The organism is Stutzerimonas sp. Brlt_14 (assembly GCF_051948915.1).
Classification (GTDB): domain Bacteria; phylum Pseudomonadota; class Gammaproteobacteria; order Pseudomonadales; family Pseudomonadaceae; genus Stutzerimonas; species Stutzerimonas stutzeri.
The window spans coordinates 681850-707140 of record NZ_JAYJLM010000003.1; the positions used below are offsets into that span (position 1 = coordinate 681850).

The window sequence follows — 25291 nt, forward strand, 5'->3', positions numbered from 1 at the left end:
GGGTACTGGCCGGTCACGCCTTGCGCTATACTGCGCGGCTTTCGCGCGGGCGGCCTGTGGCTGGTTCGCGCCCATCCAGGCCACGCTCTTTTGCGTGGTTTGTTGTTATTGACGCGCCCGCGGGCGCCCGACGAGAGGCACGACGATGAGCGCACTGGTAGGCGTGATCATGGGCTCCAAGTCCGACTGGTCCACCCTGAGCCACACCGCCGACATGCTGGAAAAGCTGGGCATTCCCCATGAAGTGACGGTGGTGTCCGCCCACCGCACCCCGGATCTGCTCTTCCAGTACGCCGAACAGGCCGAAGCGCGCGGCCTGCGCGTGATCATCGCCGGTGCCGGCGGTGCCGCCCACCTGCCGGGCATGTGCGCCGCCAAGACCCATCTGCCGGTGCTCGGCGTGCCGGTGCAGTCGTCGATGCTCTCCGGGGTCGATTCGCTGCTGTCCATCGTGCAGATGCCGGCCGGCGTGCCGGTCGCCACCCTGGCCATCGGCAAGGCCGGCGCGATCAACGCCGCGCTGCTCTCGGCGAGCATCCTCGGCCACGAATTCCCCGAGTATCACCAGGCGCTGAAGAAATTCCGTGACGAGCAGACCCAGACCGTGCTCGACAATCCGGACCCGCGCGGTTGAGCCGGGACTAAACTCTGCTTCCCAGCGACGCGCCCGTCGCGCGCTGAATCTGCCGCCTAGAAGGGCCGTTGATATGAAAATTGGTGTGATCGGTGGCGGCCAGCTGGGCCGCATGCTGGCCCTGGCGGGCACTCCGCTGGGCATGAGCTTCGCCTTCCTCGACCCGGCGCCGGATGCCTGCGCCCAGGCCCTCGGCGAGCACATCCGCGCCGACTACGACGACAAGGACCACCTGCGCCGGCTGGCCGACGAGGTGGACCTGGTCACCTTCGAGTTCGAGAGCGTGCCGGCCGAGACGGTGGCCTTCCTCTCGCAGTTCGTGCCGGTCTACCCGAGCGCCGAATCGCTGCGCATCGCCCGCGATCGCTGGTTCGAAAAATCCATGTTCAAGGACCTCGGCATTCCCACCCCGGATTTCGCCGATATCCAGTCCCAGGCCGATCTCGACGCCGCGGTGGCCAGCATCGGCCTGCCTGCGGTGCTCAAGACCCGCACCTTGGGCTATGACGGCAAGGGCCAGAAACTGCTGCGCAAGCCAGCCGACGTCGGCAATGCCTTCGCCGAACTGGGCAGCGTGCCGTGCATCCTCGAGGGCTTCGTACCGTTCACCGGTGAAGTCTCGCTGATCGCCGTGCGTGGCCGCGATGGTGAAACCTGTTTCTATCCGCTGGTGCACAACAGCCACGAGAGCGGCATCCTGCGGTTGTCGGTGGCCAGCAGCAACCATCCGCTGCAGGCGCTGGCCGAGGACTATGTCGGTCGCGTGCTCGCGAAGCTCGACTACGTCGGCGTGCTGGCCTTCGAATTCTTCGAGGTGGACGGCGGCCTGAAGGCCAACGAAATCGCTCCGCGCGTGCACAACTCCGGCCACTGGACCATCGAAGGTGCCGAGTGCAGCCAGTTCGAGAACCACCTGCGTGCCGTCGCCGGCCTGCCGCTGGGCTCGACCGCCAAGCTGGGCGAGAGCGCCATGCTCAACTTCATCGGCGAAGTGCCGCCGGTGGACAAGGTGATCGCCATCGAGGATTGCCACCTGCACCACTACGGCAAGGCCTTCAAGGCCGGGCGCAAGGTCGGCCACGCCACGCTGCGCTGCCCGGATCGCGCCACCCTCGACCGGCAGATCACCGCCGTGGAAAGCCTGATCCCGCATTCCTGACGGCCGACCGTCCGGCGCCGGCGAACGGCGACGGCGCCCTCCGGTCCATTGGTTACCCACCTTTCGGACCTGAGGAGCACAACCATGGGCATCATCGGCACCATCATCATCGGCCTGATCGTCGGCCTCGTTGCGCGTTTCCTGAAGCCGGGCGACGACAGCATGGGCTGGATCATGACCATCCTGCTGGGTATCGGCGGCTCGCTGCTGGCGACCTACGGCGGCCAGGCGCTCGGCCTGTACCAGGCGGGCGAGGGCGCAGGCTTTATCGGCGCCGTGGTCGGTGCGATCATCCTGCTGGTGATCTACGGCATGGTCACCAGCCGCAAGCACTGACCCGCCGCGGGGCCGCGCCCTGCGGCCCCGTTCCCTTCTCACGTAGTAACCTCATGCGTTCATTTCTCGCCTCGTTGTTCTGCTGTTTCGCCCTCGTTGCCACCGTTCATGCCGCGCCATCGGAACTCGACTGGCTGGAACTGATGCCGCCCGAGGATCGCCAGGCGCTGGAGGAGATGCCGGAGATCGACCATGCGACGCCCGAGGACCTGGGCTTCAGCGATCAGGGCGGGCTCAGGCAGGAGGCCGGACTGCCGGCGGTGATGTATTCGGCCAAGACGGTCGCCGAGCTGAACGGCCGCGAGATCCGTCTCGGTGGCTACCCGGTGCCGCTGGAAAGCGATGCCCGCGGGCGCAGCACCGAGTTTTTCCTTGTCCCTTATCCCGGTGCCTGCATCCACGTGCCGCCGCCACCGCCGAACCAGATCGTGCTGGTGCGTTACCCCAAGGGCATCGCCCTGGAGGACATCTACGCGCCGCTGTGGGTCGACGGCCGCCTGCAGATCGAGCCGGTCAGCAACGATATGGCCGATGCCGCCTATGCCCTGGACGCCGCGGCGGTCGAACTGGTCGAAGAAGACGACTATTGAACGGCGTGCCTGCATCGCTGCGCCAGGCGCTGCGTGACCTCGCTGCCGACACCGACGGCATCGATACGGCGATCTATGCAACCTACGACCGTGATCCGCTGGAGCCGATCATCGGCCTCGGTGATGCCGATGCGCCGCTCTGCTTCTTTGGCCGCGACCCGGGCCGCGAGGAAGTGCGTCACGGCGAGCCCTTCATCGGCGCCGGCGGGCAAATCGTCCGGCGCGTGCTCTATCGCCACCTGAACGGCGCAGAGATGCCGGACTTCGAGGCGGGCCGGGCGCTGGGCCGGCACTACTTCTGGATCAACACCGTGCCGTACAAGCCCATCGGCAACAAGGCCTGGTCCATGGCGGTGAAGCGCCGCTTCCAGCCGCTGATGCGCCAGTTGCTGATCGACAGCTGGCATGGCCGGCATATCGTCACTCTCGGTCGCGAGGCCTTTCTCTGGTTCGCCATCGACCAGCCGCGCGAGGCGCGCCAGCGCCTGGAGGCGTTCTGGCAGCGTGAGGATCGCTTTACGGCCAACCTCGATATCGACCTGCAGGACGCGCAAGGCCATGCACGAACCTTCACCCTGCACCCGCTGCCGCACCCCTCACCGCTGAACCAGACCTGGTTCAAACGCTTCCCCGCGTTGCTGGAAGCGCGCCTGCGCCAGCTCGACGCTAGTCGCTGACCTGATTGGCGAGCTGCCCGGCCTGCCAGGCAGCGACGTTGCCCAGGGTGGTGCCGGCGATGGCTGCCAGCGCCTCCTCGGTGAGGAAGGCCTGGTGGGCGGTGACGATCACGTTGGGGAACGACAGCAGCCGCGCCAGCACATCGTCCTGCAGCGGCAGGCCGGAGTGATCCTCGAAGAACAGCCCGGCTTCTTCCTCGTAGACATCCAGCCCCAGATAGCCAAGCTGGCCGCTCTTCAGCGCGCCGATCAGCGCCGGCGTGTCGATCAGCGCGCCGCGGCCGGTGTTGATCAGCATGGCGTGCGGTTTCATGGTTGCCAGGCTCTGCTGGTTGATCAGGTGACGGGTCTCTTCGGTGAGCGGGCAGTGCAGGCTGACGATATCGCTGCCGGCCAGTAGCTCGTCGATCGCCACGTAACGCATGCCGAGGCGCTCCAGCTCCGGGTTGGGGTAGGGGTCATAGAGCTGCACCTCGCAGCCGAAGCCCTGCATGATCCGCGCGAACACCGCGCCGATCTGCCCACTGCCGACCACACCGACGCGCTTGCCGACCAGATCGAAGCCGGTCAGCCCCTGCAGCGAGAAGTTGCCTTCGCGGGTGCGGTTGTAGGCACGCGGCAGACGGCGGTTGAGCGCCAGGATCAGTGCCACGGTGTGCTCGGCCACGGCATGCGGCGAGTAGGCCGGCACCCGCACCACCGGCAGACCGAGACGCCTGGCGCAGGGCAGATCGACATGGTTGTAGCCGGCCGAGCGCAGTGCGATCAGCTGCGTGCCGCCGGCCGCGAGCTGCTCCAGCACGGGGGCGGAGAGCACGTCGTTGACGAACGGGCAGACCACTTCGGCGCCCGTCGCCAGGGCCGCGGTGTCAGGGTCCAGGCGGGTCTCGAGAAAGTGCAGCTCGAAGCCGTGGGAGCGGTTGGCGGCCTGGAAGCTGTCACGGTCATAGGGCTTGCTGCTGAACAGGGTGATGCGCATGGGGGCCTCGCGATAAGGGGCGACTGCCGACAGGGTGCGACAGTTGCCCGCCGCGGCCAAGTCGCTTCTGTCGCCCGATATGACCGGCGGCACGCATCAGCCTGCGCGCAGTGCCTGCCCCTTGGGCTGGAAGTACAGCGTGCTGCCGCGTTGCACGCCCACCAGGCTGGCGTGGTCGTTGCCGACCTCCGCTTCGATCGGCTCGGCTTGCCCTGCGACTTTCAGCGTGACGCGGGTCAGCGCGCCGAGCGGGCGGATGTCGCGCACCTCGCCGGCCAGGTGCTCGGCCAGCGCTTCACGGCTCAGAGAAACCTCATGCGGGCGGAACAGCACGCTGCGCTGTTCGTCCAGCTGCAGCCGATTGGCGTCGCCGAGGAAGTGGTAGACGAACTCGCTGGCGGGGTTGGCGTACACCTCCGCCGGCGTGCCGATCTGCTCGATCACACCCTTGTTCATCACCACGATGCGATCGGCGACCTCCATCGCCTCCTCCTGGTCGTGGGTAACGAATACGGAGGTCAGGTGCACGTCCTCGTGCAGCCGCGCCAGCCAGCGGCGCAGTTCCTTGCGCACCTTGGCGTCCAGCGCGCCGAACGGCTCATCGAGCAGCAACACCTTGGGCTCCACTGCCAGCGCGCGGGCCAGGGCGATGCGCTGGCGCTGGCCACCGGAGAGCTGTTCGGGGTAACGGTCCGCGAGCCAGTCCAACTGCACCAGATTCAGTAACTCGTGCACCTTGGCGGCGATCACCGCTTCGCTCGGGCGCAGCTTCTTCGGCTTCATGCGCAGGCCGAAGGCCACGTTGTCGAACACCGTCATGTGGCGGAACAGTGCGTAATGCTGGAAGACAAAGCCGACGTTGCGGTCGCGCACATCGCGGCTGGAGACATCCTCGCCATGGAACACGATGCTGCCGCTGTCCGGCGTTTCCAGCCCGGCGATGATGCGCAGCAGGCTGGTCTTGCCGCAGCCGGACGGGCCGAGCAGGGCGACCAGTTCGCCGCTCTGGATGTGCAGGCCGATCGCCTGCAGCGCCTGGAACTGGCCGAAGCGCTTGTTGACGTCACGGACTTCGATACTCATGGCTGTGCTCCGGTTTTCAGGCGCGCGATACGCGATTCGCTCCACTGCTTGAGCAGCAGGATCACCAGCGCCAGGGCCAGCAGCAGGCTGGCCACGCTGAACGCGGCGACGTGGTTGTATTCGTTGTAGAGAATCTCGACGTGCAGCGGCAGGGTGTTGGTCAGCCCGCGGATATGCCCGGAGACCACCGACACCGCGCCGAACTCGCCCATCGCCCGCGCGGTGCAGAGGACCACGCCGTAGATCAGGCCCCATTTGATGTTCGGCAGGGTGATGTGCCAGAACATCTGCCAGCCGCTGGCGCCGAGTAGCCGCGCGGCTTCTTCCTCGGTGCTGCCCTGTTCCTGCATCAGCGGGATCAGCTCGCGGGCGACGAAGGGCACGGTGACGAACAGCGTCGCCAGGACGATGCCCGGCACGGCGAAGACGATCTGGATATCGCGATCACTCAGCCACTCGCCGAAATAGCCTTGGGCGCCGAACAAGAGCACGTAGATCAGGCCGGCAATGACCGGGGAGACCGAGAACGGCAGGTCTATCAGGGTCACCAGCAGGCTCTTGCCGCGGAACTCGTACTTGCTCACGCACCAGGCGGCGGCGATGCCGAACACCAGATTGAGCGGCACCGAGATGCCCACGGCAAGCAGGGTGAGCTTGAGCGCGGCCAGGGCATCGGGCTCAAGGATCGCCGTGAAGAAGGTGCCGACCCCTTGCTTGAAGGCTTCGCCGAGGACGATCAACAGCGGCAGCAGAAGGAACAGCGCGAAGGTCAACCAGGCCGCGCCGATCAACAGGCGGCGGGCCGTTTGCTTGCCGCGACGGGTAGTGGCGGCGCGGGCATTCGCCGACACGGGCAGGGAAGCGGTAGTCATGCTGGCCTCCTCAGCCGTGGGCAATGCGGCGCTGCAGCAGGTTGATCGCCAGCAGCAGGATGAAAGACACCACCAGCATCAGCACGCCGATGGCCGTGGCGCCGGCGTAGTCGTACTGGTCCAGCTTGACCATGATCAGCAGCGGCAGGATCTCGGTCTTCATCGGCATGTTGCCGGCGATGAAGATGACCGAGCCGTACTCGCCGACGCCGCGGGCAAAGGCCAGGGCGAAGCCGGTCAGCCAGGCGGGCAGCAGCGCTGGCAGCAGCACATGGCGAACCACCTGCAGCGGACGCGCGCCGAGGCAGGCCGCGGCTTCTTCCACTTCACGCGGGATATCGGCGAGCACCGGCTGGAGGGTGCGCACCACGAAGGGCAGGGTGACGAAGGTCAGTGCCAGGGTGATGCCCAGCGGACTGTAGGCGATCTTGAAGCCCAGCTCGGTAGCGAACTGGCCGATCGGTCCGTTCGGCGCGTACAGCGCGGTGAGGGCAATGCCTGCCACCGCGGTCGGCAGGGCGAAGGGCAGGTCGATCATCGCCTCGATGATCTTGCGGCCGGGGAAGCGATAGCGCACCAGCACCCAGGCCAGCAGCGTGCCGATCACGCCATTGAGCATGGCGGCCGCGAAGGCGGTGCCAAAGCTCAGCTTGAGCGCCGCCAGCACGCGCGGCGCGCTGACGATGCCGATGAACTGCGCCCAGGAGAGTTCGGTGGTCTTGAGAAACAGCGCACCCAGGGGAAGCAGCACCAACAGGCTGAGGTACACCAGGGTGTAGCCCAGCGTCAGCCCGAAGCCGGGTATGACGGGGGTAGATCGGGACATGGACGTTGCCTTTTATTCGAGCGTCTGGCGGCTGAAGTGTCACGAGCGCAGCGTGCAGGGAGGACGCCCACCACCGCTTTACTCACGGAAGGCAGCGGTGGACCGGTGAAGCCTGGTCCACCCTGCGAAGCCAAGGGCTACTGCGCCTGATAGATCTGGTCGAAAACGCCGCCATCATTGAAGAACTTCGGTTGTGCGGCCTTCCAGCCACCAAAGTCCCCGTCGATGGTGACCAGCTTCAGCGCCGGGAACTGATCCTTGAATTCGGCCGCCACGGCCTCGTTGCGTGGCCGGTAGAAGTTCTTCGCCGCGATGCGCTGGCCTTCCTCGCTGTACAGGTAGTTCAGATAGCCCTCGGCTAGCGCCCGCGTGCCCTTGCGCTCGACGTTCTTGTCCACCACTGCCACCGGTGGCTCGGCAAGGATCGACAGCGAAGGCGCGATGATCTCGAAATCTTCACCGCCCTGTTCCTTCAGGGCCAGGAAGGCCTCGTTCTCCCAGGCCAGCAGCACGTCGCCGATGCCGTTGTTGACGAAGGTGACAGTCGAGCCGCGGGCGCCGGTATCGAGCACCGGCACATTCTTGTAGAGCTTCTCGACAAAGGCCTGGGCCTGCTGCTCGTCGCCGAATTTCTGCTGGGCGTAGGCCCAGGCGGCGAGGAAATTCCAGCGCGCACCGCCGGAGGTCTTCGGGTTCGGCGTGATCACCTCTACGCCCGGCTTGACCAGGTCGTCCCAGTCCTTGATGCCCTTCGGATTGCCCTTGCGAACGAGGAACACGATGGTCGAGGTATAGGGCGTGCTGGCGTCCGGCAGGCGGGTCTGCCAATCCTCGGGGATCAGCTTGCCGAGGCGATGCAGCTCGTCGATATCGCCCGCCAGTGCCAGGGTCACCACATCGGCGCGCAGGCCGTCGATCACCGCGCGGGCCTGCTTGCCCGAGCCGCCATGGGATTGCTGGATCTTGATCGGCTCATGGCCCTGGGCCTGCCAGTGCTTGTTGAAGGCGTCGTTGAATTCCACATAGAGCTCGCGCGTCGGATCGTAGGACACGTTGAGCAGGGTATCGGCGGCCAGTGCGGGGCCGGCGATCAGCGCGCTCGCCAGGGCGGCGAGGGCGAAGCGACGAATGGACATGGTGCAGCTCCTGAAAAAACTAATTTGGTATGTGTTGGCGCTTCAGGGGCGGTCGCTGAAATCACGCTGGAAGACAGGCAGGGCGAGGCAGAAGCAGCCTGGCGGGTTGCAACCTGGTCTAGCGGTGTCAGGTGGTTTTCAGTGACTCGATTAATTAGCTCCGCATTCGCGGGCGACAGCTGCAGTACCGGTGCGTGTTCATGGTCTCGGCTCGTTTCATGGTCACGCCCTCCGGTGGTCCAGTCGGGCTGATGGATGGGGTAGTCGGGGTCAGGCGTTCTTGCCGGTCGGCTGCAGGCGGAACTTCTCCTTGCGCTCGATCTGCACGACCTGGCCGTTGTGCACGGTGATTTCAACCGAGCCGAACTTGAGGCCGCTCAGGGCACTGTGGATCTCGCGCAGGATGCTGGCTTCGTCCTGCCCCTCGAGGTTGCGAATGGTCGCGGTCATTGCTGTTCTCCGTGAAAGCCTTTCGTGACGACCGGAACGGCCGTAGCCAGCAAGGCGTGGAGCGGATGATAAGTTCGGCCGAAATATTCTTAAAAATATTGTTTAAGAACATTTATAGATTCTTATGGAATAAGGAAGCGGCTCGTTATCAGGTGGTCTTATAGATGAAAAAAATATAAATAAAGAATTCTTTATTCTTTTTAAGTGAATCGATCTGCTGTCTAGACTGGCCGCCATGAATCACAGGAGGCGCCGATATGCGCAGCATCCGATATCTGATCGTGCCGGGCTGGCACGGCTCGCCCGATGAGCATTGGCAGAGCCATTGGCAACGCACCCTGCCGGGCAGCGCCCGAGTAGAGCAGCAGGACTGGCTCCTTCCGCGTCGTGAAGACTGGGTCGCCGAGCTGCAGCGCAGCATTGCCGCCCATGCCGAACCGGTCATTCTGGTGGCGCACAGCCTGGGTTGCATCACGGTTGCGCACTGGGCGGCTCAGGCGCCTGCGCAGCTGCTGCAACGGGTGCGCGGCGCCCTGCTGGTGGCCCCCGCGGATGTCGAACGCAGCGGCTGCCCGGAACCCTTGCGCAACTTCGCCCCGATCCCTCGCCAGCCTTTGCCATTCGCCAGCCTGCTGATCGGCTCGGACAACGACACTGCCGCCAGTGCCGCGCGTGCCGTCGAGATGGGCCACGCCTGGGGCAGCGAGACCACGATCCTGGCCGGCGCCGGGCATATCAATGTGGCCTCCGGACATCGGCGCTGGGAGCAGGGCTTCGCCAGCCTGTACCGCTTGCAGAGCCGGATCGAGCGACAGGCGCAACGGCGCGCCTGAATCGCTATCAACCAATGCCGCAACCCACGCAAGAAAGGAGAACGAAGATGAGCATCCGCCTCGGCGACATCGCCCCCGATTTCGAACAGGATTCCAGCGAAGGCCGCATCCGCTTCCACGAGTGGCTGGGTGACAGCTGGGGTGTGCTGTTCTCGCACCCGGCCGACTTCACCCCGGTGTGCACCACCGAGCTGGGCTTCACCGCCAAGCTGAAGGACGAGTTCGCCAAGCGCAACGTCAAGGCCATAGCCCTGTCCGTGGACCCGGTGGATTCGCACATCAAGTGGATCGACGATATCAACGAGACGCAGAACACCCGCGTCAACTTCCCGATCCTGGCTGACGCCGATCGCAAGGTCTCCGAGCTGTACGACCTGATTCATCCCAATGCCAACGACACCCTGACGGTGCGCTCATTGTTCGTCATCGACCCGAACAAGAAGGTGCGTCTGACCATCACCTACCCGGCGAGCACCGGGCGCAACTTCCACGAGATCCTGCGGGTGATCGATTCGCTGCAGCTCACCGACAACCACAAGGTCGCGACCCCGGCCAACTGGCAGGACGGCGACGAGGTGGTGATCGTGCCCTCGCTCAAGGACGAGGAGGAGATCAAGCAGCGCTTTCCCAAGGGCTATCGCGCGGTCAAGCCGTACCTGCGCCTGACGCCGCAACCTAACCGCTGAGCGAGGACGATCACCGATGATGGTCGTTTCCCTGGCCGGCAGCCCCAGCCAGCGCTCGCGCTCCGGCGTGCTGCTGGATGCGGCGGGTGGCTGGCTGCAGCGCCACGGCGTGGAGGTGGTGCGCTACGCCGTACGCGATTTCGAGCCGGCCGACCTGATCCACGCCCGCTTCGACAGCCCGGTGGTGCAGCGTTTTGCCGAGCACGTCGAGCAAGCCGATGGTCTGCTGGTGGCCACGCCGGTGTACAAGGCGTCGTTCGCCGGTGCGCTCAAGACGCTGCTGGACCTGCTGCCGGAGCGGGCGCTGGCGAACAAGGCGGTGCTGCCGCTGGCCAGCGGTGGCAGCGCGGCGCACATGCTGGCGCTGGACTACGCGCTCAAGCCGGTGCTGGCGGCGCTCAAGGCACAGGAGATCCTGCACGGCGTGTACGCCGTGGACTGGCAGATCGCCTATGCCGAGGGCAACCAGCCGGCGCGACTGGATGACGAGCTGCGTGAGCGCCTCGACGCCGCCGCGTCGCAGCTGCTCGCGGCGCTGGCGCGATGTCCGCGGCCACTCGATCCGCACCTGCTTAACGACCGGCTGGCCAACGCCCGCTGGAGTATCTGAAAACCCGGGCTCCGGCCCCTGACGCTTCACCCCGCCTTACTCCCCCGCCAACGGGTGAGCAGGTCGCTTCCCAATCCGATCGCAGAGGAGCGTGCCCATGAGCACTCGCAACCTGCGTCGAGGACTGGTCGCCCTGCTTGCCGCGACCCTGTCCATCGGCGCTTTCCATGTCCAGGCCGAAACCCTACGGATCGGCTACCAGAAATACGGCACGCTGGTGCTGCTCAAGGCCCGTGGCACGCTGGAGCAGCGGCTTGCCGGGCAGGGCTTCGACGTTCAGTGGACGGAGTTCCCTGGTGGTCCGCAGCTGCTGGAAGGGCTCAACGTCGGCTCCATCGACTTCGGCGTGACCGGTGAAACCCCTCCGGTGTTCGCCCAGGCCGCCGGTGCCGATCTGCTCTACGTCGCCCATGAGCCGCCGGCGCCCAGTGGCGAGGCGATCCTGGTGCCGAAGGACTCGCCGATCCGCTCGGTGGCCGAGCTCAAGGACAAGAAGATCGCGCTGAACAAGGGCTCCAATGTGCACTACCTGCTGGTCCGCGCGCTGGAATCGGCGGGGCTGCAGTACCGCGACATCCAGCCGGTGTACCTGCCGCCAGCCGATGCCCGCGCCGCCTTCGAGCGCGGCAGCGTCGATGCCTGGGTGATCTGGGATCCGTTCCAGGCCGCCGCCGAGGCGCAGCTGCAGGCGCGCACCCTGCGCGACGGCCAGGGGCTGGTCAGCAACCATCAGTTCTACCTCGCGGCGCGCCCGTTCGCCGAGCGCAATCCCGCGGTCATCAGCACCCTGATCGGTGAAATCCGTGATATCGGCCGCTGGGTCGAGGCCAATCCGGACCAGGCCACCGAGCAGGTGGCGCCGCTGCTCGGCCTGTCCCGCGAAATCACCCGCAAGGCGGTGATCCGCCAGGGATACGGCGCCCGGCCGATCACGCCAGAGGTGGTTCGTGCCCAGCAGCGCATCGCCGACACCTTCGCCGAACTCAGGTTGATTCCACGAAAGCTGGTCATCCAGGACGCGGTCTGGGCGGCGCCGAAGAGCATCGCCCAGTACCCGGAATAACCCTCCTTGCCCTCGGTTCGCCCGACGAACAAAACGGAGTTCTACCCATGAGCATCAACATCTTCTGGTTCCTGCCCACCCATGGCGACGGCAAGTACCTCGGCACCAGCGAAGGCGCCCGCGCCGTCGACCACGGCTACCTCGGCCAGATCGCCCAGGCCGCCGACCGCCTCGGTTTTGGCGGCGTGCTGATTCCCACCGGCCGCTCCTGCGAGGATTCCTGGCTGGTGGCCGCCTCGCTGATCCCGCTCACCCAGCGCCTGAAATTCCTCGTCGCGTTGCGCCCGGGGATCATTTCGCCCACCGTGGCGGCGCGCCAGGCGGCAACGCTGGATCGGCTCTCGGGCGGTCGCGCGCTGTTCAACCTGGTCACCGGCGGCGACCCGGACGAGCTGGCCGCCGACGGCCTGCACCTGTCCCACGCCGAACGCTACGAGGCTTCGGTCGAGTTCACCCGCATCTGGCGTCGCGTGCTGGAAGGCGAAACCGTCGATTACAACGGCAAGCACCTGCAGGTCAAAGGCGCCAAGCTGCTCTACCCGCCGATCCAGCAGCCACGCCCGCCGCTGTACTTCGGCGGCTCGTCCGAAGCGGCGCAGGACCTGGCTGCCGAGCAGGTCGAGCTGTACCTGACCTGGGGCGAGCCGCCGGCCGCGGTGGCCGAGAAGATCGCCCAGGTACGCGAGAAGGCCGCCAGGCTCGGACGCACGGTGCGTTTCGGCATTCGCCTGCACGTGATCGTGCGCGAGACCAATGCCGAAGCCTGGGCCGCCGCCGAGCGCCTGATCAGCCACCTCGACCAGGACACCATCGACCGCGCCCAGGCCTCCCTGGCGCGCTTCGATTCGGTCGGCCAGCAACGCATGGCTGCACTGCACGGCGGCAAGAAGGACAACCTCGAAGTCAGCCCCAATCTCTGGGCCGGGGTCGGCCTGGTGCGTGGCGGCGCGGGTACCGCCCTGGTCGGCGACGGTCCGACCGTGGCCGCGCGGGTCAGGGAATACGCCGATCTCGGCATCGATACCTTCGTCTTCTCCGGCTATCCGCACCTGGAAGAGAGCTACCGCGTCGCCGAACTGCTGTTCCCGCACCTGGACGTCGCCCAGCCGCAACGCCCGGAAAGCCGCGGTTATGTCAGCCCGTTCGGTGAAATGATCTCCAGCGACATCCTGCCCAAGGCGGCGTCGGCGAGTTGAGCGCAAACCGTAGGGTGGATGGCCGAAGCCATCCACGCGGGTGCGGAGCCGGGTCTGGCGCGCCTGCGTGGGAAGTGCTGCGCGTTTTCCACCCTGCGCACTGCGAGCAGTTGAGGACGACAAGTGTCCTGTAGGAGCCAGCCTGCGCGTCTTCGATGCAGCGCTGTCGGGCAGCAAACAGGGTGCAGCCCCGAGAAAGGCGCATGCGTAGGAGCCGGCTTGCCGGCGGTCATCGGCGTTGCGGCCGATCGCCCGCAAGCGGGCGCCTAGCGGTGGGGCAAAAGGATAATCCGCGTTCATATCCGGCAGACGCGTGGGCAAGGCTTCGCCGTTGCCCACCCTACGGAAAGGCACTCATGCATGACAATCCAACCGGAGGGCAAATGAGCTTCATATCCACACGACAACTCGCCTTGCGCCTGGCGCCCTGGGCACTGCCCGTCGCGCTGCTGGTGGCTTGGCAGGGGGCGGTGGTCTTCGGGCTGCTGTCCACGCGCATTCTGCCGGCACCCAGCGCCGTGCTCTCGGCCGGCTGGGAATTGCTGGCCAGCGGCGAGATCTGGACGCACCTGGCCATCAGCGGCTGGCGCGCCGGCGTCGGCTTCGCCATCGGCGGCGGCCTCGGCCTGCTGCTGGGCTTCATCACCGGCCTGTCGAAATGGGGCGAACGCTTCCTCGACAGCTCGGTACAGATGATCCGCAACGTGCCGCACCTGGCGCTGATCCCGCTGGTGATCCTCTGGTTCGGCATCGACGAGAGCGCGAAGATCTTCCTGGTCGCCCTCGGCACGCTGTTCCCGATCTACCTGAACACCTACCACGGCATCCGCAACGTCGACCCGGCGCTGGTGGAAATGGCGCGCAGCTACGGATTGTCCGGCTTCGCGCTGTTCCGCCAAGTGATCCTGCCCGGCGCGTTGCCGTCGATCCTCGTCGGCGTGCGTTTCGCCCTCGGCTTCATGTGGCTGACGCTGATCGTCGCCGAAACCATCTCCGCCAGCGCCGGCATTGGCTACCTGGCGATGAACGCCCGCGAATTCCTGCAGACCGACGTGGTGGTGCTGGCGATCCTGCTGTACGCCGTGCTCGGCAAGCTGGCCGACGTCGCCGCCCGTGGGCTGGAGCGCGTCTGGTTGCGCTGGCATCCGGCCTACCAGGCCAGGGGAGGTGCGCAATGACCGCGCTGCACAGCATCCGTCAGGGCATCCCGCTGGCGATCGAAGGCATCGGCAAGGCCTTCGGCGCGCGCGAAGTAATCCGGGGCATCGATCTGAACATCCCGGCCGGCCAGTTCGTCGCCGTGGTCGGCCGCAGCGGCTGCGGCAAGAGCACCCTGCTGCGCCTGCTGGCCGGCCTCGACCAGCCGAGCCGGGGCGCGTTGCTGGCCGGCAACGGTCCGCTGTCCGCCGCCCATGACGATACCCGGCTGATGTTCCAGGACGCCCGTCTGCTGCCCTGGAAGCGGGTGATCGACAACGTCGGCCTGGGCCTTTCCGGCGACTGGCGGCCCAGGGCGCGCGAGGCACTGGCCGCGGTCGGCCTGGCCGATCGCGCCGGCGAATGGCCGGCGGCCCTGTCCGGTGGGCAGAAGCAGCGCGTAGCCCTGGCCCGCGCGCTGATCCACCAGCCGCGCCTGCTGCTGCTCGACGAACCGCTCGGCGCCCTGGATGCGCTGACCCGCATCGAGATGCAGCAACTGATCGAGCGGCTCTGGCAGCAGCACGGCTTCACCGTGCTGCTGGTGACCCATGATGTGGCCGAGGCGGTGGCCGTGGCCGACCGGGTGATCCTCATCGAGGACGGCCGCATCGGCCTCGACCTGCCGGTCGACCTGGCGCGCCCGCGGCACCGCGGCTCGGCGCGCCTGGCCGCGCTGGAAGCCGAAGTGCTCGACCGCGTCCTGCAGCGCCCGGCATTGCCGGAACAACCCGATCCCGTATCCCCTTGCCCATGCAATTGCGCTGGGCGCTTTAGAGCAGCGGCAAGCGGCAAGCCACAAGCTTCAAGCAAGAGCAGCGCGCTTCTACTTAGAGCTTGCAGCTCGAGGCTTGCCGCTAATTGCGACCCCAGGAGAAATACCATGACCATCAAGGCCATCAACGTACGCAACCAGTTCAAGGGCACCATCGAGGCCATCATCCTCGGCGACGTGCTGTCGGAAATCGACGTGCAGACCGCTGCCGGCATCGTCACGTCGGTGATCACCACGCGCTCGGTGAAAGAGCTGGAACTCGGTGTCGGCAGCGAAGTGATCGCCTTCGTCAAATCCACCGAGGTCTCGATCGCCAAGCTGTAGCATTTTTGTCCGATGGGTTCGCACCGCCGGTCGCAGCTGAGACCCGCGGTACCTGCCGGTGGATGCGAGCCATGACGCGCATGCCTGCTTCGGCGAGCGGGCGACCGCCTTGTCGTTCAGCGGTGGCTGCTGCACAGGCGTTCGGCGACGTGATTCTGTTCATGCACTAGCAGTGAGGCCGCAGACGCATCCTGGCGACATGCTGTCTTGAGGTCGGGGCGTTTCTCGACGCGTTTGTCGGTAACATGCGCGTCACGCTTACCGAGCTTTTATCGAGCAGTCGCTATGGCAAAATCCGGAACGACCGGCACAATCGGCAAGGAACGCCCCGAGGCGACCGACCCCCTGTTCAATCAATCCCTGGAAAAGGGGCTTGCCGTGCTGCGGGCGTTCGATCCCGCGCATCGAACCCTGACCCTGGCGGACATCGCGCGCATCGCCGACATGAGCAAGGCGTCCGCGCAGCGTGCCGTGCACACCCTGACGGTGCTGGGCTACATCGGCCGCGACCCGTACAGCCGGCGCTTGCGCCTGCTGCCGAAGGTGATCGAACTCGGCTTCAACTACCTGGCATCCCACCCCCTGGTACGCCTGGCTCATCCGTATCTCGCCCAACTGGCCAGAACCAGCGGGGAAACCGCCAGCCTGACCGAGCCGGTGGATCAATACATGGTCTACATGTCGCAGATCATGACGACCCAGTCCATCCCGGTACTGACGCCGGTCGGCATGCGGATCCCCATGTATTGCACCAGTTCGGGGCGCGCCTATCTCAGTCGCCACACGGACCAGCAGGCCCGCGAACTGCTCGAGGCGTCGATCCGCGAGGCACGAACCCCGGCGACGCTCACGGACGTGGACGACATTCTGCAGACCATTCGCACCTGCCGGCAGGTGGGTTATGCGCTCAATTGCGAAGAGCTGTTCCTGGGCGACATGGGCATCGCGGCGCCGATCATCGATCGCTACGGCGAGGCAGTCGGCGCCGTGCACCTGGCGCCGCCGACCAGCCGCTGGAGCCTGGAGGAGGTGACCTCGCGCCTCGCTCCATTGGTAATCGAGTGTGCCCGGGGCATTTCCGAGTCGCTCGCGCACTGATGAGGGGCATGGGCGGGGCCTGACGAAGCGCCACTTGCGCGATCACCCCTTGGGTACGGCGGGGCTGTCCACGTCGATTCGGCTCGGAAGGGCCGGATTCCCTCGTTTTTGGATCGATAATCGATAACTCAAAATCGATTGGCATATAGGTTGCTTCGGCAGATGTCGGTTAGGTTCCCTTTTGATGAGGTCTTCCGATGAGCATGAAGCTGCCGAAACAAACCCCGGCGACCGCGCTTTCCCGATTCGCACTGGCACTATCCCTGGCGATTGGTTGCACCACCGCTGCCGAGGCCGCGGAAAAGGTCCTTCGCATCGGCATGACGGCCGGCGACATCCCCCGCACCCTGGGCCAGCCGGACCAAGGCTACGAAGGTAACCGCTTCACCGGCATCACCCTGTACGATTCGCTGACCCAATGGGACCTGAGCTCCGGCGACAAGGCGAGCGTGCTGATCCCGGGGCTGGCCGAGTCCTGGTCGGTCGACCCGGCAGACCAGACCAAGTGGATCTTCAAGCTGCGTCCCGACGTGACCTTCCATGACGGCTCGCCGTTCAACGCCGACGCGGTGGTGTGGAACGTGGACAAGGTGCTGAACAAGGATGCGCCGCAATACGACCCTTCGCAGATCGGTGTCACCGCCTCGCGCATGCCGACGCTACGCTCGGCGCGCAAGGTCGATGAACTCACCGTCGAGCTCACCACCTCCGAGCCGGACTCCTTCCTGCCCTACAACCTGACCAACCTGTTCATGGCCTCGCCGAGCCACTGGCAGGCCAAGGCAGACGCACTGCCGGCCTCGGTCGCCGACCCGGCCGCACGCAGTCAGCAGGCCTGGGCGGCCTTCGCCGCCGACTCGTCCGGCACCGGGCCGTTCAAACAGGCCAGGTTCGTACCCCGCGAACGCCTGGAGATCGTGGCCAACACCGATTATTGGGACGCCAAGCGTCGGCCGCAGATCGACCGCGTCGTACTGCTGCCGCTTCCCGAGGCCAGCGCCCGCACTGCCGCACTGATGTCCGGCCAGGTCGACTGGATCGAGGCGCCCGCGCCGGATTCGATCGATGCGATCAAGGCGCGCGGCTACAAGCTTTATTCCAATCTCCAGCCACACCTGTGGCCCTGGCAATTCTCGCTGTTGCCCGAGTCGCCTTTCCATGACAAGCAGGTACGCCAGGCCGCCAATCTCTGCGTCAACCGGGAGGAGTTGAAGGCGCTGCTCAGCGGCCAGATGGAACCGGCCACCGGCGTCGTCGAACCGGGCGACCCCTGGCGCGGCAACCCGAGTTTCCAGGTTCGCTATGACGTCGCCGCCGGCCAGAAGCTGATGCAGGCCGCCGGCTATTCGGCGTCCAAACCGGCGAAGGTGAAGGTGCAGACCTCGGCCTCGGGTTCCGGCCAGATGCAGCCGCTGCCGATGAACGAGTACATCCAGCAGAACCTCAGGGACTGTTATTTCGATGTCGAATTCGACGTGCTGGAATGGAACACGCTGTACTCCAGCTGGCGTCTGGGTGCCAAGGACCCGGCCGCCCACGGTGCCGACGCCACCAATGTCAGCGCCGCGGTCATGGATCCATTCTTCGCCATGGTCCGCTTCGTCAGCAGCAAGGCGCTGCCGCCGGTTTCCAACAATTGGGGGTATTACATCGACGAGAAGACCGACGCCCTGGTCGAGAAGGCCCGCACCACCTTCGACGAGCAGGCGCGCAACGAAGCCCTGGGTGAACTGCACGCGAACATCGTCGACGAGGCGCCGTTCCTGTTCGTTGCCCATGACGTCGGGCCGCGTGCGCTCTCGGCGAAGATCGGCAATGTGGTGCAGCCCAGGAGCTGGTTCATCGACATCGCCACCATGACCCTGGACTGATCGCCGCCAGGCGACGTCCAGTCCGCGCTGCGGCACAGGGAGCAGCCGCAGCGCCCCCATCGAGAGGCCCCCACGATGATTGGCTATCTTCTTCGCCGGCTGGGCTATGCGCTGCCCATCATGCTCGGCGTGTCCTTCCTGTGCTTCATGCTGGTCTATCTGGCACCGGGCGACCCGCTGGTTTCCATCCTGCCGGCCGATGCTTCCGCCGAGCTGCAGAAACAGATGATGCAGCTCTATGGTTTCGACAGGCCCCTGATCGAGCAATTCGTACGCTGGTTGTGGCGGGCGCTGCAGGGTGACCTGGGCCATTCGATCGCCACCAGCCGGCCGGTGGTCGACGAGGTGTTCAAGGCGGTGGGCAATACCCTGATGATCGCCGTGCTGGCGACTCTGATCGGCTTCACGCTGGGCGCGCTGTTCGGCTTCGTTGCCGGCTATTTCCGCAACTCCTGGGGCGATCGGCTGGCGTCGTTCGTCTCGGTGATCGGTGTCAGCCTGCCGAACTACTGGCTGGGCATGGTGCTGGTGATCGTGTTCTCCGCGCAATTGATGTGGCTGCCGGCCACCGGCGCCGGGCCGGGCGGCTCGGGTAGCTGGACGTGGGACTGGGAACACGTCCAGTACCTGATCCTGCCGGCGCTGACCATGTCCTTCATTCCCATGGGCATCGTCGCCCGTACCGTCCGGGCGCTGGTCGCCGACATCCTGTCGCAGGAGTTCGTCGTCGGCCTGCGGGCCCGGGGGCTCGGCGAGTGGGGCGTGTTCAAGCACGTGGTGAAGAATTGCGCACCCACGGCCCTGGCGGTGATGGGCCTGCAGCTCGGCTATCTGCTGGGCGGCTCGATTCTCATCGAGACGGTGTTTTCCTGGCCGGGAACCGGCTTTCTGCTCAATCAGGCGATCTTCCAGCGCGACCTGCCGCTGTTGCAGGGGACCATCCTGGTCCTGGCGCTGTTCTTCGTGGCGCTCAACCTGCTGGTGGACGTGCTGCAAACCATCTTCGATCCACGCATCGAGAGGGGCTGACCATGACCGCTGCCACGTTTACCGACACCCGCGGCAGAACGCCGGTGGTGCGCTCGCGCGGACACGGCGCCAACGTGCTGCGCCGCTTGCTGCGCAACCCCGTGGCGATGATCGCCGCCACCATCATCCTGCTTCTGGTGCTGATGGCGATCTTCGCGCCCTGGCTCATGCCGGCCGACCCTTACGCCACTTCCATGCTCAAGCGCCTGAAGCCGATCGGCACCGAGGGCCTGCCGCTCGGCTCCGATGAGCTGGGGCGCGACCTGCTGTCGCGGCTGATGCTCGGCGGCCGCCTGTCGCTGTTCATGGGCATCGCCCCGGTGGTCATGGCTTTCATCATCGGCGGCGGCATCGGCATCCTCGCCGGTTACGCCGGCGGCTGGCTCAACACGGCGATCATGCGCTGCATCGACGTGCTCTATGCCTTCCCTTCGGTGCTGCTGGCCATCGCCCTGTCCGGTGCGCTGGGCGCCGGCATCACCAACGCGTTGGTGTCGCTGACCGTCGTGTTCATCCCGCAGATCGCGCGGATCGCCGAAAGCGTCACCACGCAGGTGCGCCGCAGCGACTACGTCGATGCCGCACGCGCCTCTGGCGCATCGTCGCTGCTGATCATCCGCAAGCACGTGCTCGGCAACGTAATCGGCCCGATCTTCGTCTACGCCACCAGCCTGATCTCGGTCTCGATGATCCTCGCTTCGGGCCTGTCCTTCCTCGGCCTGGGAGTCAAGCCGCCACAACCGGAATGGGGACTGATGCTCAACACCCTGCGCACCGCCATCTACACCCAGCCCTGGGTCGCGGCGCTGCCGGGGCTGATGATCTTCATCACCTCGGTGTCCTTCAACATGCTGGCCGATGGCCTGCGCTCGGCGATGGAGGTCAAGCAATGAAGCCAACGCATTCGGCAAGGGACCCGCGAGACCTGGGCGGACCACGCCAACCGCTGCTCAGCGTGCGCGAACTGAAGAAACATTTCCCCCTGAAGAAGACCGGCCTCGGCCTGCGCGGCCCGCGCCTGGCGGTGCGTGCGGTGGATGGCATCAGCTTCGACATCCTCAAGGGCGAGACCCTCGGCGTGGTGGGCGAGTCGGGCTGCGGCAAATCCACCACCGCCCGGCTGCTGATGCAGTTGACCCCGCAGGATAGCGGCGAGCTGGTGTTCGACGGACTCAGCCTGGGCTCGCCGGGACTGTCGTTGCGCGATTACCGGCGGCAGACGCAGATGGTCTTCCAGGACAGCTATTCCTCGCTCAACCCGCGCATGACCGTCGAGGACTCCATCGCCTTCGGGCCGACGGTGCACGGCGTGTCGCAGCGTGAGGCCCTGTCCCGCGCCCATGACCTGCTGGCGCGGGTCGGGCTGGAGCCGGCGCGCTTCGCCGGCCGCTATCCCCACGAACTGTCTGGCGGCCAGCGCCAGCGGGTGAACATCGCCCGCGCCCTGGCGCTGGAGCCGCGCCTGATCATTCTCGACGAATCGGTGTCGGCGCTGGACAAGTCGGTCGAAGCCCAGGTGCTCAACCTGCTGCAGGACCTCAAGCAGGCCTTCGGGTTGACCTACGTGTTCATCAGCCACGATCTGAACGTGGTGCGCTATATGTCCGACCGGGTGCTGGTGATGTACCTCGGCGAGGTGGTGGAAGTGGCGAGTGCCGACGCGCTGTTCGAACAGCCGCTGCACCCCTACACCGCTGCACTGTTGCGTTCGATGCCCACTACCGACCCGCTGCGGCGTACCGAACAGGCACCGCTGTCCGGCGATCCGCCGAACCCCATCGACCCGCCGTCCGGTTGCCGCTTCCATACCCGCTGCCCGGACGCCCAGGCGATCTGCCGTACGCGCACGCCGGTGTTCGGCGAGGCCATGCCGGGGCGCAGTGTCGCCTGCCTGAAATACGAACCCGGCTCCGGTTACGCAGCCTCGACCATTGCGCTGAAGGAGGTGACCCATGCCTGACATGCAGACGGCACACAGCCCGATGATCCGCTTGCACGATCTGCAGGTGGAGTTTCGCGTGCCTGGCAAACGCGTCCAGGCGGTCAATGGGGTGAACCTCGAAGTCGGCCCGGGCGAGGTGGTTGCCCTGATCGGCGAATCCGGTTCCGGCAAGAGCGTGACCCTGCGCGCCCTGATGCGTCTGCATCCCGAGCGCACCACCCATTACGCCGGCACCCTGGAAGTCGCCGGCCGCGACGTGCTGAAAATGGGCAAGCGCGAGCTGGCGCAACTGCGCGGCAGCAGCGTCGCGATGATTTTCCAGGAGCCGTTGCTCGCCCTGGACCCGGTGTACACCCTGGGTCAGCAGATCACCGAGGCGATCCGCCAGCATGCGCCGGTAAGCAGGGCCGAAGCCCGGGCACGCGCCCTGCGGCTGTTCGAGAAGGTCCGCATTCCGAGTCCCGAGCGGCGCCTCGATGCCTACCCCCACGAGATGTCCGGCGGCATGCGCCAGCGGGCGATGATCGCCCTGGCCCTGGCCTGCGAACCGCAGGTGCTGCTGGCGGACGAACCCACCACCGCGCTGGATGCCACGGTGCAGATCCAGATCCTGCTGCTGCTGCGCGAACTGCAGCGGGAGCTGGGGTTGTCCATCGTCTTCGTCACCCATGACATCGGTGCTGCGGCGGAGATCGCCGATCGCATGGCGGTGATGTATGCCGGGCGCATCATCGAGCAGGGGCCGGCCGCCGAACTCCTGACCCGGCCGCGCCACCCCTATACCCGCGCACTGCTGAAGAGCCGCAGCGAGGGCGCCATGCAGAAAGGTCGCCGGCTGGACACCATCCAGGGCGCGCCGCCGGACCTGTCCCGGCTGCCGGCCGGCTGCGCCTTCGCCGAACGCTGCGCCTTTGCCGCCGAGACCTGTCTGGGGGGACAGCCCGAGGAGACCCGCGTCGGCCCCGAACACAGCGTGCGGTGCTGGCGGCTGGACGAGCTGCCCGCGCAGGGCGGTCCCGTCCAGCGGGCCGAACCGGTGAACGGATGATCCCTTCCGGCGGCCGGCAACGGCCGCTGCCCCTTTCCCTGACAGCCTGACGGTGCGACTGCCATGACGACCCCTGCACACTGCTACCTGCCTTACCCCGACGCGCCGGTCGCCTCCGGTGACGGTCCCCTGGCGGACCTGGAATTTTCCGTCAAGGACATCTTCGACCTGGCCGGCTACCCTACCGGCTGCGGCAACCCGCACGCGCTGGCGCGCTCCGGGATCAAGACCACCACCGCACCGACCGTGCAAAGGCTGCTCGACAGCGGCGCGCGCTTCACCGGCAAGACGCTGACCGATGAGCTGGCGTTCTCGATGAACGGCAAGAACGCCCATTTCGGCACCCCGCGCAATGGCGCGGCGCCGACCCGTATTCCTGGCGGCTCCAGCTCGGGCTCGGCCTCGGCGGTCTCCAACCGTCTCTGCGACTTCGCGATCGGCACCGATACCGGCGGCTCGGTGCGGGCGCCGGCCAGCCACTGCGGCCTGATCGGCCTGCGTCCGACCCATGCCCGCATCAGTCTCGAAGGCTGCATGCCGCTGGCGCCCAGCTTCGACACCTGCGGCTGGTTCGCCCGCGAGATCGACTTGTTCGCCCGTGTCGGCGAGGTGCTGCTCGGCGAGGACAGCATGCCGCTGCCCGCGTCACCGCGCCTGCTGCTCGCCGCCGACGTCATGGAGCAGGTCACGGTCAGCGCGCGGGCGACCACCGCCGAACTGCTGGGTCAGCTGGCGGCGGCCTTCGATACCGGGCTCGAGCCGGTCGCGAGCGCCTTGTTGCCGGCCAACGAGCTGTACTGGGCGTTCCGCCATATCCAGGGCATCGAGGCCTGGCAGAGCCAGGGCGAGTTCCTCTGTCGGCACGACGTGCAGCTCGGCCCGGGAGTGAAGGAGCGCTTCGCCTGGTCCAGCACGCTCGACGAGGAACAAGTGGCGCCGTATCGAACTATCCGCGCCGAATTCAGCCGCCGCTTCGATGAGCTGCTTGGCCACGATGGCGTACTGGTGATGCCGACCATGCCCGACGTGGCCCCGCTGCTGAGCAGCGACGAGGCCACGCTGGAGGACTATCGCAACCAATCCATCCGCATGCTCTGCCTGGCGGGACTCGCCGGCTGCCCGCAGATATCCCTGCCGCTGATGCAGCTGTCCGGTGCACCGCTGGGGCTGTCGCTGATCGGCCCGCGCGGCTCGGACCAATCCCTGATCGCTCTGGCCCGCCGCTTCACGGCCTGAGCGGCGCGCTTTTCATTTGCCCTATCACCTGGAAGACTCCCATGACCCCGCACATCGATTCCAACCGTCTCTGGCAATCCCTCATGGACCTGGCGAAAATCGGCGCCACCGACAAAGGCGGTGTCTGTCGCCTGGCGCTGACCGAGCTCGACCGCCAGGGCCGCGAACTGTTCGTCGGCTGGTGCCGCGAGGCCGGCCTCTCTGTCCGGGTAGACGCCATCGGAAACATCTTCGCCCGGCGTGAAGGCACCGACCCGACACGGCGCGCCATCGCCATGGGCAGCCACATCGACACCCAGCCGACCGGCGGCAAGTTCGACGGCAATTTCGGTGTGCTCGCCGGCCTCGAGGTGCTGCGCACACTCAACGATCACTGTATCCAGACCGCGGCGCCGCTTGAGGTGGTGGTCTGGACCAACGAGGAAGGTTCGCGCTTCGTGCCGGTGATGATGGGCTCGGGCGTATTCACCGGCGCCTTCGGTCTCGAGCACGCGCTGGTGCAGAAGGACATCGACGGCGTGAGCGTAGCCGACGCACTGACGCGCATCGGCTACGCCGGCACGCAGATGCCCGGCGAGGTACCGGGCGGCATGTTCGCCGCCTATTTCGAGGCACACATCGAACAGGGCCCGGTGCTGGAGGCGCACGGCCTGCCCATCGGCGTGGTCCCCGGCGCGCTGGGCCAGCGCTGGTACGACGTTACCGTGACCGGCATGGAGGCGCATGCCGGCCCGACCCCGATGCAGCAGCGTCACGACGCCCTGCTGGCCAGTGCCCACCTGATCCAACGCATCAACCGGATTGCCCTGGAGCACGCCCCGCATGGCCGGGCCACGGTTGGTTTCATGCAGGTATCGCCCAACTCGCGTAACACCATCCCCGGTAGCGTGACCTTTTCGGTCGATTTCCGGGCGCTCGACGACGACGCCCTTTCCGCCATGGATGCCGAATTGCGCGATGCCTGCACGACCCTGGAAGCCAGCGATGAGCGCCTGACGATCCAGGTCGAGCAGGTGGTGTACTTCCCGCCCTGCCATTTCGACCCGGCGTGCATCGCCAGCGTGCGCGAAGCGGCCGAGGCGCTGGGGCTGGACAACATGGAAGTGGTCAGCGGCGCCGGCCACGACGCGGTCTACCTGGCCGACGTGACGCCCACCGCGATGATCTTCGTACCGTGCCGGGACGGTATCAGCCACAACGAGATCGAGCATGCCGAGCAGGCGCACATCGCCGCGGGTGCCGACGTGCTGCTCAACGCAGTGCTCAGGCACGCGCGCTAGGGGTTGTTCCCCGTTTCATCGCGAACTGCGTTGCAGCGCCAAATGGCGCCAGGTCGGACGGCGTTCCGCAGGCGCGGGACGCCGCTGGGGCTGAATCTAGCCCATGATGAGGTGCTCGGCCATCGGAGCTCGAAGGCGCCGATCAGCGCAAGAGAAGCGGTGACCAAAAAGCCCACAAATGAAAAAGGCCCACCTTGCGGTGAGCCTAAGTCGTTGATTTCTATGGTGCGGCACCAGGAGTCGAACAGTAGGGCTTAAGACCGCGTAGATACGGCGATAAAGACTGTTTATGTCGTTCATGTATACCCAAACGTATACCCATCGGTTGACGCACATCAGTACTCGAAGGATCCGGCGTCCG

General features: G+C 66.3%; 26 protein-coding genes and 1 pseudogene. 21 read left to right on the plus strand and 6 right to left on the minus strand.

The features are described from left to right. Window positions 1-145 precede the first annotated feature (145 nt). The 5 genes from purE to VF716_RS10260 all read left to right on the plus strand — a co-directional run bounded on the left by purE (window position 146) and on the right by VF716_RS10260 (window position 3396). Window positions 146-634 (plus strand): 5-(carboxyamino)imidazole ribonucleotide mutase, encoded by a 489-nt coding sequence (purE, locus tag VF716_RS10240; protein ID WP_013981400.1) that lies wholly within the window; start codon window positions 146-148, stop codon window positions 632-634. Window positions 635-707: 73 nt separating this feature from the next. Further along, window positions 708-1793: a 5-(carboxyamino)imidazole ribonucleotide synthase gene (locus tag VF716_RS10245; RefSeq protein ID WP_125853053.1), complete on the plus strand. Its 1086-nt coding sequence runs from the start codon at window positions 708-710 to the stop codon at window positions 1791-1793. Window positions 1794-1877: 84 nt separating this feature from the next. Next, window positions 1878-2129, plus strand: a complete 252-nt coding sequence (locus tag VF716_RS10250) for a GlsB/YeaQ/YmgE family stress response membrane protein (RefSeq protein WP_013981402.1) — start codon at window positions 1878-1880, stop codon at window positions 2127-2129. Between the two features lie 53 nt (window positions 2130-2182). Continuing rightward, entirely contained in the window at window positions 2183-2719 is a 537-nt protein-coding gene (locus VF716_RS10255) for a DUF3299 domain-containing protein (RefSeq protein ID WP_045633783.1), read from the plus strand. After that, on the plus strand, window positions 2716-3396 hold the full coding sequence (locus tag VF716_RS10260) for a uracil-DNA glycosylase family protein (protein ID WP_440552649.1): 681 nt from the start codon (window positions 2716-2718) through the stop codon (window positions 3394-3396). The genes VF716_RS10255 and VF716_RS10260 overlap by 4 nt, the downstream gene beginning before the upstream one ends. Here VF716_RS10260 and VF716_RS10265 read toward each other — a convergent pair. The 6 genes from VF716_RS10265 to oscA all read right to left on the minus strand — a co-directional run bounded on the left by VF716_RS10265 (window position 3386) and on the right by oscA (window position 8742). Beyond that, window positions 3386-4375 (minus strand): 2-hydroxyacid dehydrogenase, encoded by a 990-nt coding sequence (locus VF716_RS10265; RefSeq protein WP_045158082.1) that lies wholly within the window; start codon window positions 4373-4375, stop codon window positions 3386-3388. The genes VF716_RS10260 and VF716_RS10265 overlap by 11 nt on opposite strands. Window positions 4376-4471: 96 nt before the next feature. Continuing rightward, window positions 4472-5458, minus strand: a complete 987-nt coding sequence (locus VF716_RS10270) for a sulfate/molybdate ABC transporter ATP-binding protein (protein WP_125853056.1) — start codon at window positions 5456-5458, stop codon at window positions 4472-4474. Next, entirely contained in the window at window positions 5455-6330 is an 876-nt protein-coding gene (gene cysW / locus VF716_RS10275; protein WP_440552651.1) for a sulfate ABC transporter permease subunit CysW, read from the minus strand. The genes VF716_RS10270 and cysW overlap by 4 nt, the downstream gene beginning before the upstream one ends. 10 nt (window positions 6331-6340) lie before the next feature. Then, complete coding sequence (cysT, locus tag VF716_RS10280; RefSeq protein WP_440552652.1) at window positions 6341-7156, minus strand: sulfate ABC transporter permease subunit CysT; 816 nt, start codon at window positions 7154-7156, stop codon at window positions 6341-6343. Window positions 7157-7293: 137 nt separating this feature from the next. Further along, the gene (locus VF716_RS10285; protein WP_221292853.1) at window positions 7294-8292 is read right to left on the minus strand and encodes a sulfate ABC transporter substrate-binding protein; all 999 of its coding nucleotides are present in this window, start codon (window positions 8290-8292) and stop codon (window positions 7294-7296) included. A gap of 270 nt (window positions 8293-8562) precedes the next feature. Next, a complete protein-coding gene (gene oscA, locus VF716_RS10290) occupies window positions 8563-8742 on the minus strand; it encodes a sulfur starvation response protein OscA (protein ID WP_011911457.1) in 180 nt (59 codons plus the stop codon). 257 nt (window positions 8743-8999) lie between these two features. On the opposite strand from oscA, the gene VF716_RS10295 reads away from it, so the two are divergent. The 16 genes and pseudogenes from VF716_RS10295 to VF716_RS10370 all read left to right on the plus strand — a co-directional run bounded on the left by VF716_RS10295 (window position 9000) and on the right by VF716_RS10370 (window position 24930). Then, the gene (locus tag VF716_RS10295) at window positions 9000-9575 is read left to right on the plus strand and encodes an RBBP9/YdeN family alpha/beta hydrolase (protein ID WP_011911458.1); all 576 of its coding nucleotides are present in this window, start codon (window positions 9000-9002) and stop codon (window positions 9573-9575) included. Between the two features lie 47 nt (window positions 9576-9622). Continuing rightward, a complete protein-coding gene (locus VF716_RS10300; protein ID WP_003284022.1) occupies window positions 9623-10261 on the plus strand; it encodes a peroxiredoxin in 639 nt (212 codons plus the stop codon). Between the two features lie 16 nt (window positions 10262-10277). After that, window positions 10278-10871, plus strand: a complete 594-nt coding sequence (gene ssuE / locus VF716_RS10305; RefSeq protein WP_440552656.1) for an NADPH-dependent FMN reductase — start codon at window positions 10278-10280, stop codon at window positions 10869-10871. Between the two features lie 97 nt (window positions 10872-10968). After that, complete coding sequence (locus VF716_RS10310) at window positions 10969-11934, plus strand: sulfonate ABC transporter substrate-binding protein (RefSeq protein ID WP_049341250.1); 966 nt, start codon at window positions 10969-10971, stop codon at window positions 11932-11934. Window positions 11935-11981: 47 nt separating this feature from the next. Continuing rightward, complete coding sequence (ssuD, locus tag VF716_RS10315; protein WP_440552658.1) at window positions 11982-13130, plus strand: FMNH2-dependent alkanesulfonate monooxygenase; 1149 nt, start codon at window positions 11982-11984, stop codon at window positions 13128-13130. A gap of 383 nt (window positions 13131-13513) precedes the next feature. Further along, window positions 13514-14308 carry an aliphatic sulfonate ABC transporter permease SsuC gene (gene ssuC / locus VF716_RS10320; protein ID WP_042921319.1) on the plus strand — a complete coding sequence of 265 codons (795 nt, stop codon included), beginning with the start codon at window positions 13514-13516 and terminating at the stop codon, window positions 14306-14308. After that, window positions 14305-15104: pseudogene (gene ssuB / locus VF716_RS10325) on the plus strand (aliphatic sulfonates ABC transporter ATP-binding protein). The gene ssuC and the pseudogene ssuB overlap by 4 nt, the downstream one beginning before the upstream one ends. A 106-nt stretch (window positions 15105-15210) precedes the next feature. Next, window positions 15211-15426, plus strand: a complete 216-nt coding sequence (locus VF716_RS10330) for a TOBE domain-containing protein (RefSeq protein WP_042921314.1) — start codon at window positions 15211-15213, stop codon at window positions 15424-15426. A gap of 285 nt (window positions 15427-15711) precedes the next feature. Beyond that, on the plus strand, window positions 15712-16524 hold the full coding sequence (locus tag VF716_RS10335) for an IclR family transcriptional regulator (protein WP_042921313.1): 813 nt from the start codon (window positions 15712-15714) through the stop codon (window positions 16522-16524). A 197-nt stretch (window positions 16525-16721) separates the two neighbouring features. Continuing rightward, window positions 16722-18395 (plus strand): ABC transporter substrate-binding protein, encoded by a 1674-nt coding sequence (locus tag VF716_RS10340; protein WP_260465663.1) that lies wholly within the window; start codon window positions 16722-16724, stop codon window positions 18393-18395. A 75-nt stretch (window positions 18396-18470) separates the two neighbouring features. Continuing rightward, window positions 18471-19424 carry an ABC transporter permease gene (locus VF716_RS10345; protein ID WP_042921310.1) on the plus strand — a complete coding sequence of 318 codons (954 nt, stop codon included), beginning with the start codon at window positions 18471-18473 and terminating at the stop codon, window positions 19422-19424. A 2-nt stretch (window positions 19425-19426) separates the two neighbouring features. Then, window positions 19427-20317, plus strand: a complete 891-nt coding sequence (locus VF716_RS10350) for an ABC transporter permease (protein ID WP_042921309.1) — start codon at window positions 19427-19429, stop codon at window positions 20315-20317. After that, the gene (locus tag VF716_RS10355) at window positions 20314-21384 is read left to right on the plus strand and encodes an ABC transporter ATP-binding protein (RefSeq protein ID WP_042921306.1); all 1071 of its coding nucleotides are present in this window, start codon (window positions 20314-20316) and stop codon (window positions 21382-21384) included. Before VF716_RS10350 ends, VF716_RS10355 begins: the two co-directional genes overlap by 4 nt. Beyond that, on the plus strand, window positions 21377-22414 hold the full coding sequence (locus VF716_RS10360) for an ABC transporter ATP-binding protein (protein WP_235989075.1): 1038 nt from the start codon (window positions 21377-21379) through the stop codon (window positions 22412-22414). The genes VF716_RS10355 and VF716_RS10360 overlap by 8 nt, the downstream gene beginning before the upstream one ends. Window positions 22415-22477: 63 nt before the next feature. Beyond that, complete coding sequence (locus VF716_RS10365; protein WP_042921304.1) at window positions 22478-23650, plus strand: amidase; 1173 nt, start codon at window positions 22478-22480, stop codon at window positions 23648-23650. A gap of 41 nt (window positions 23651-23691) precedes the next feature. Continuing rightward, a complete protein-coding gene (locus VF716_RS10370; protein ID WP_042921303.1) occupies window positions 23692-24930 on the plus strand; it encodes a Zn-dependent hydrolase in 1239 nt (412 codons plus the stop codon). Window positions 24931-25291: the final 361 nt, after the last annotated feature.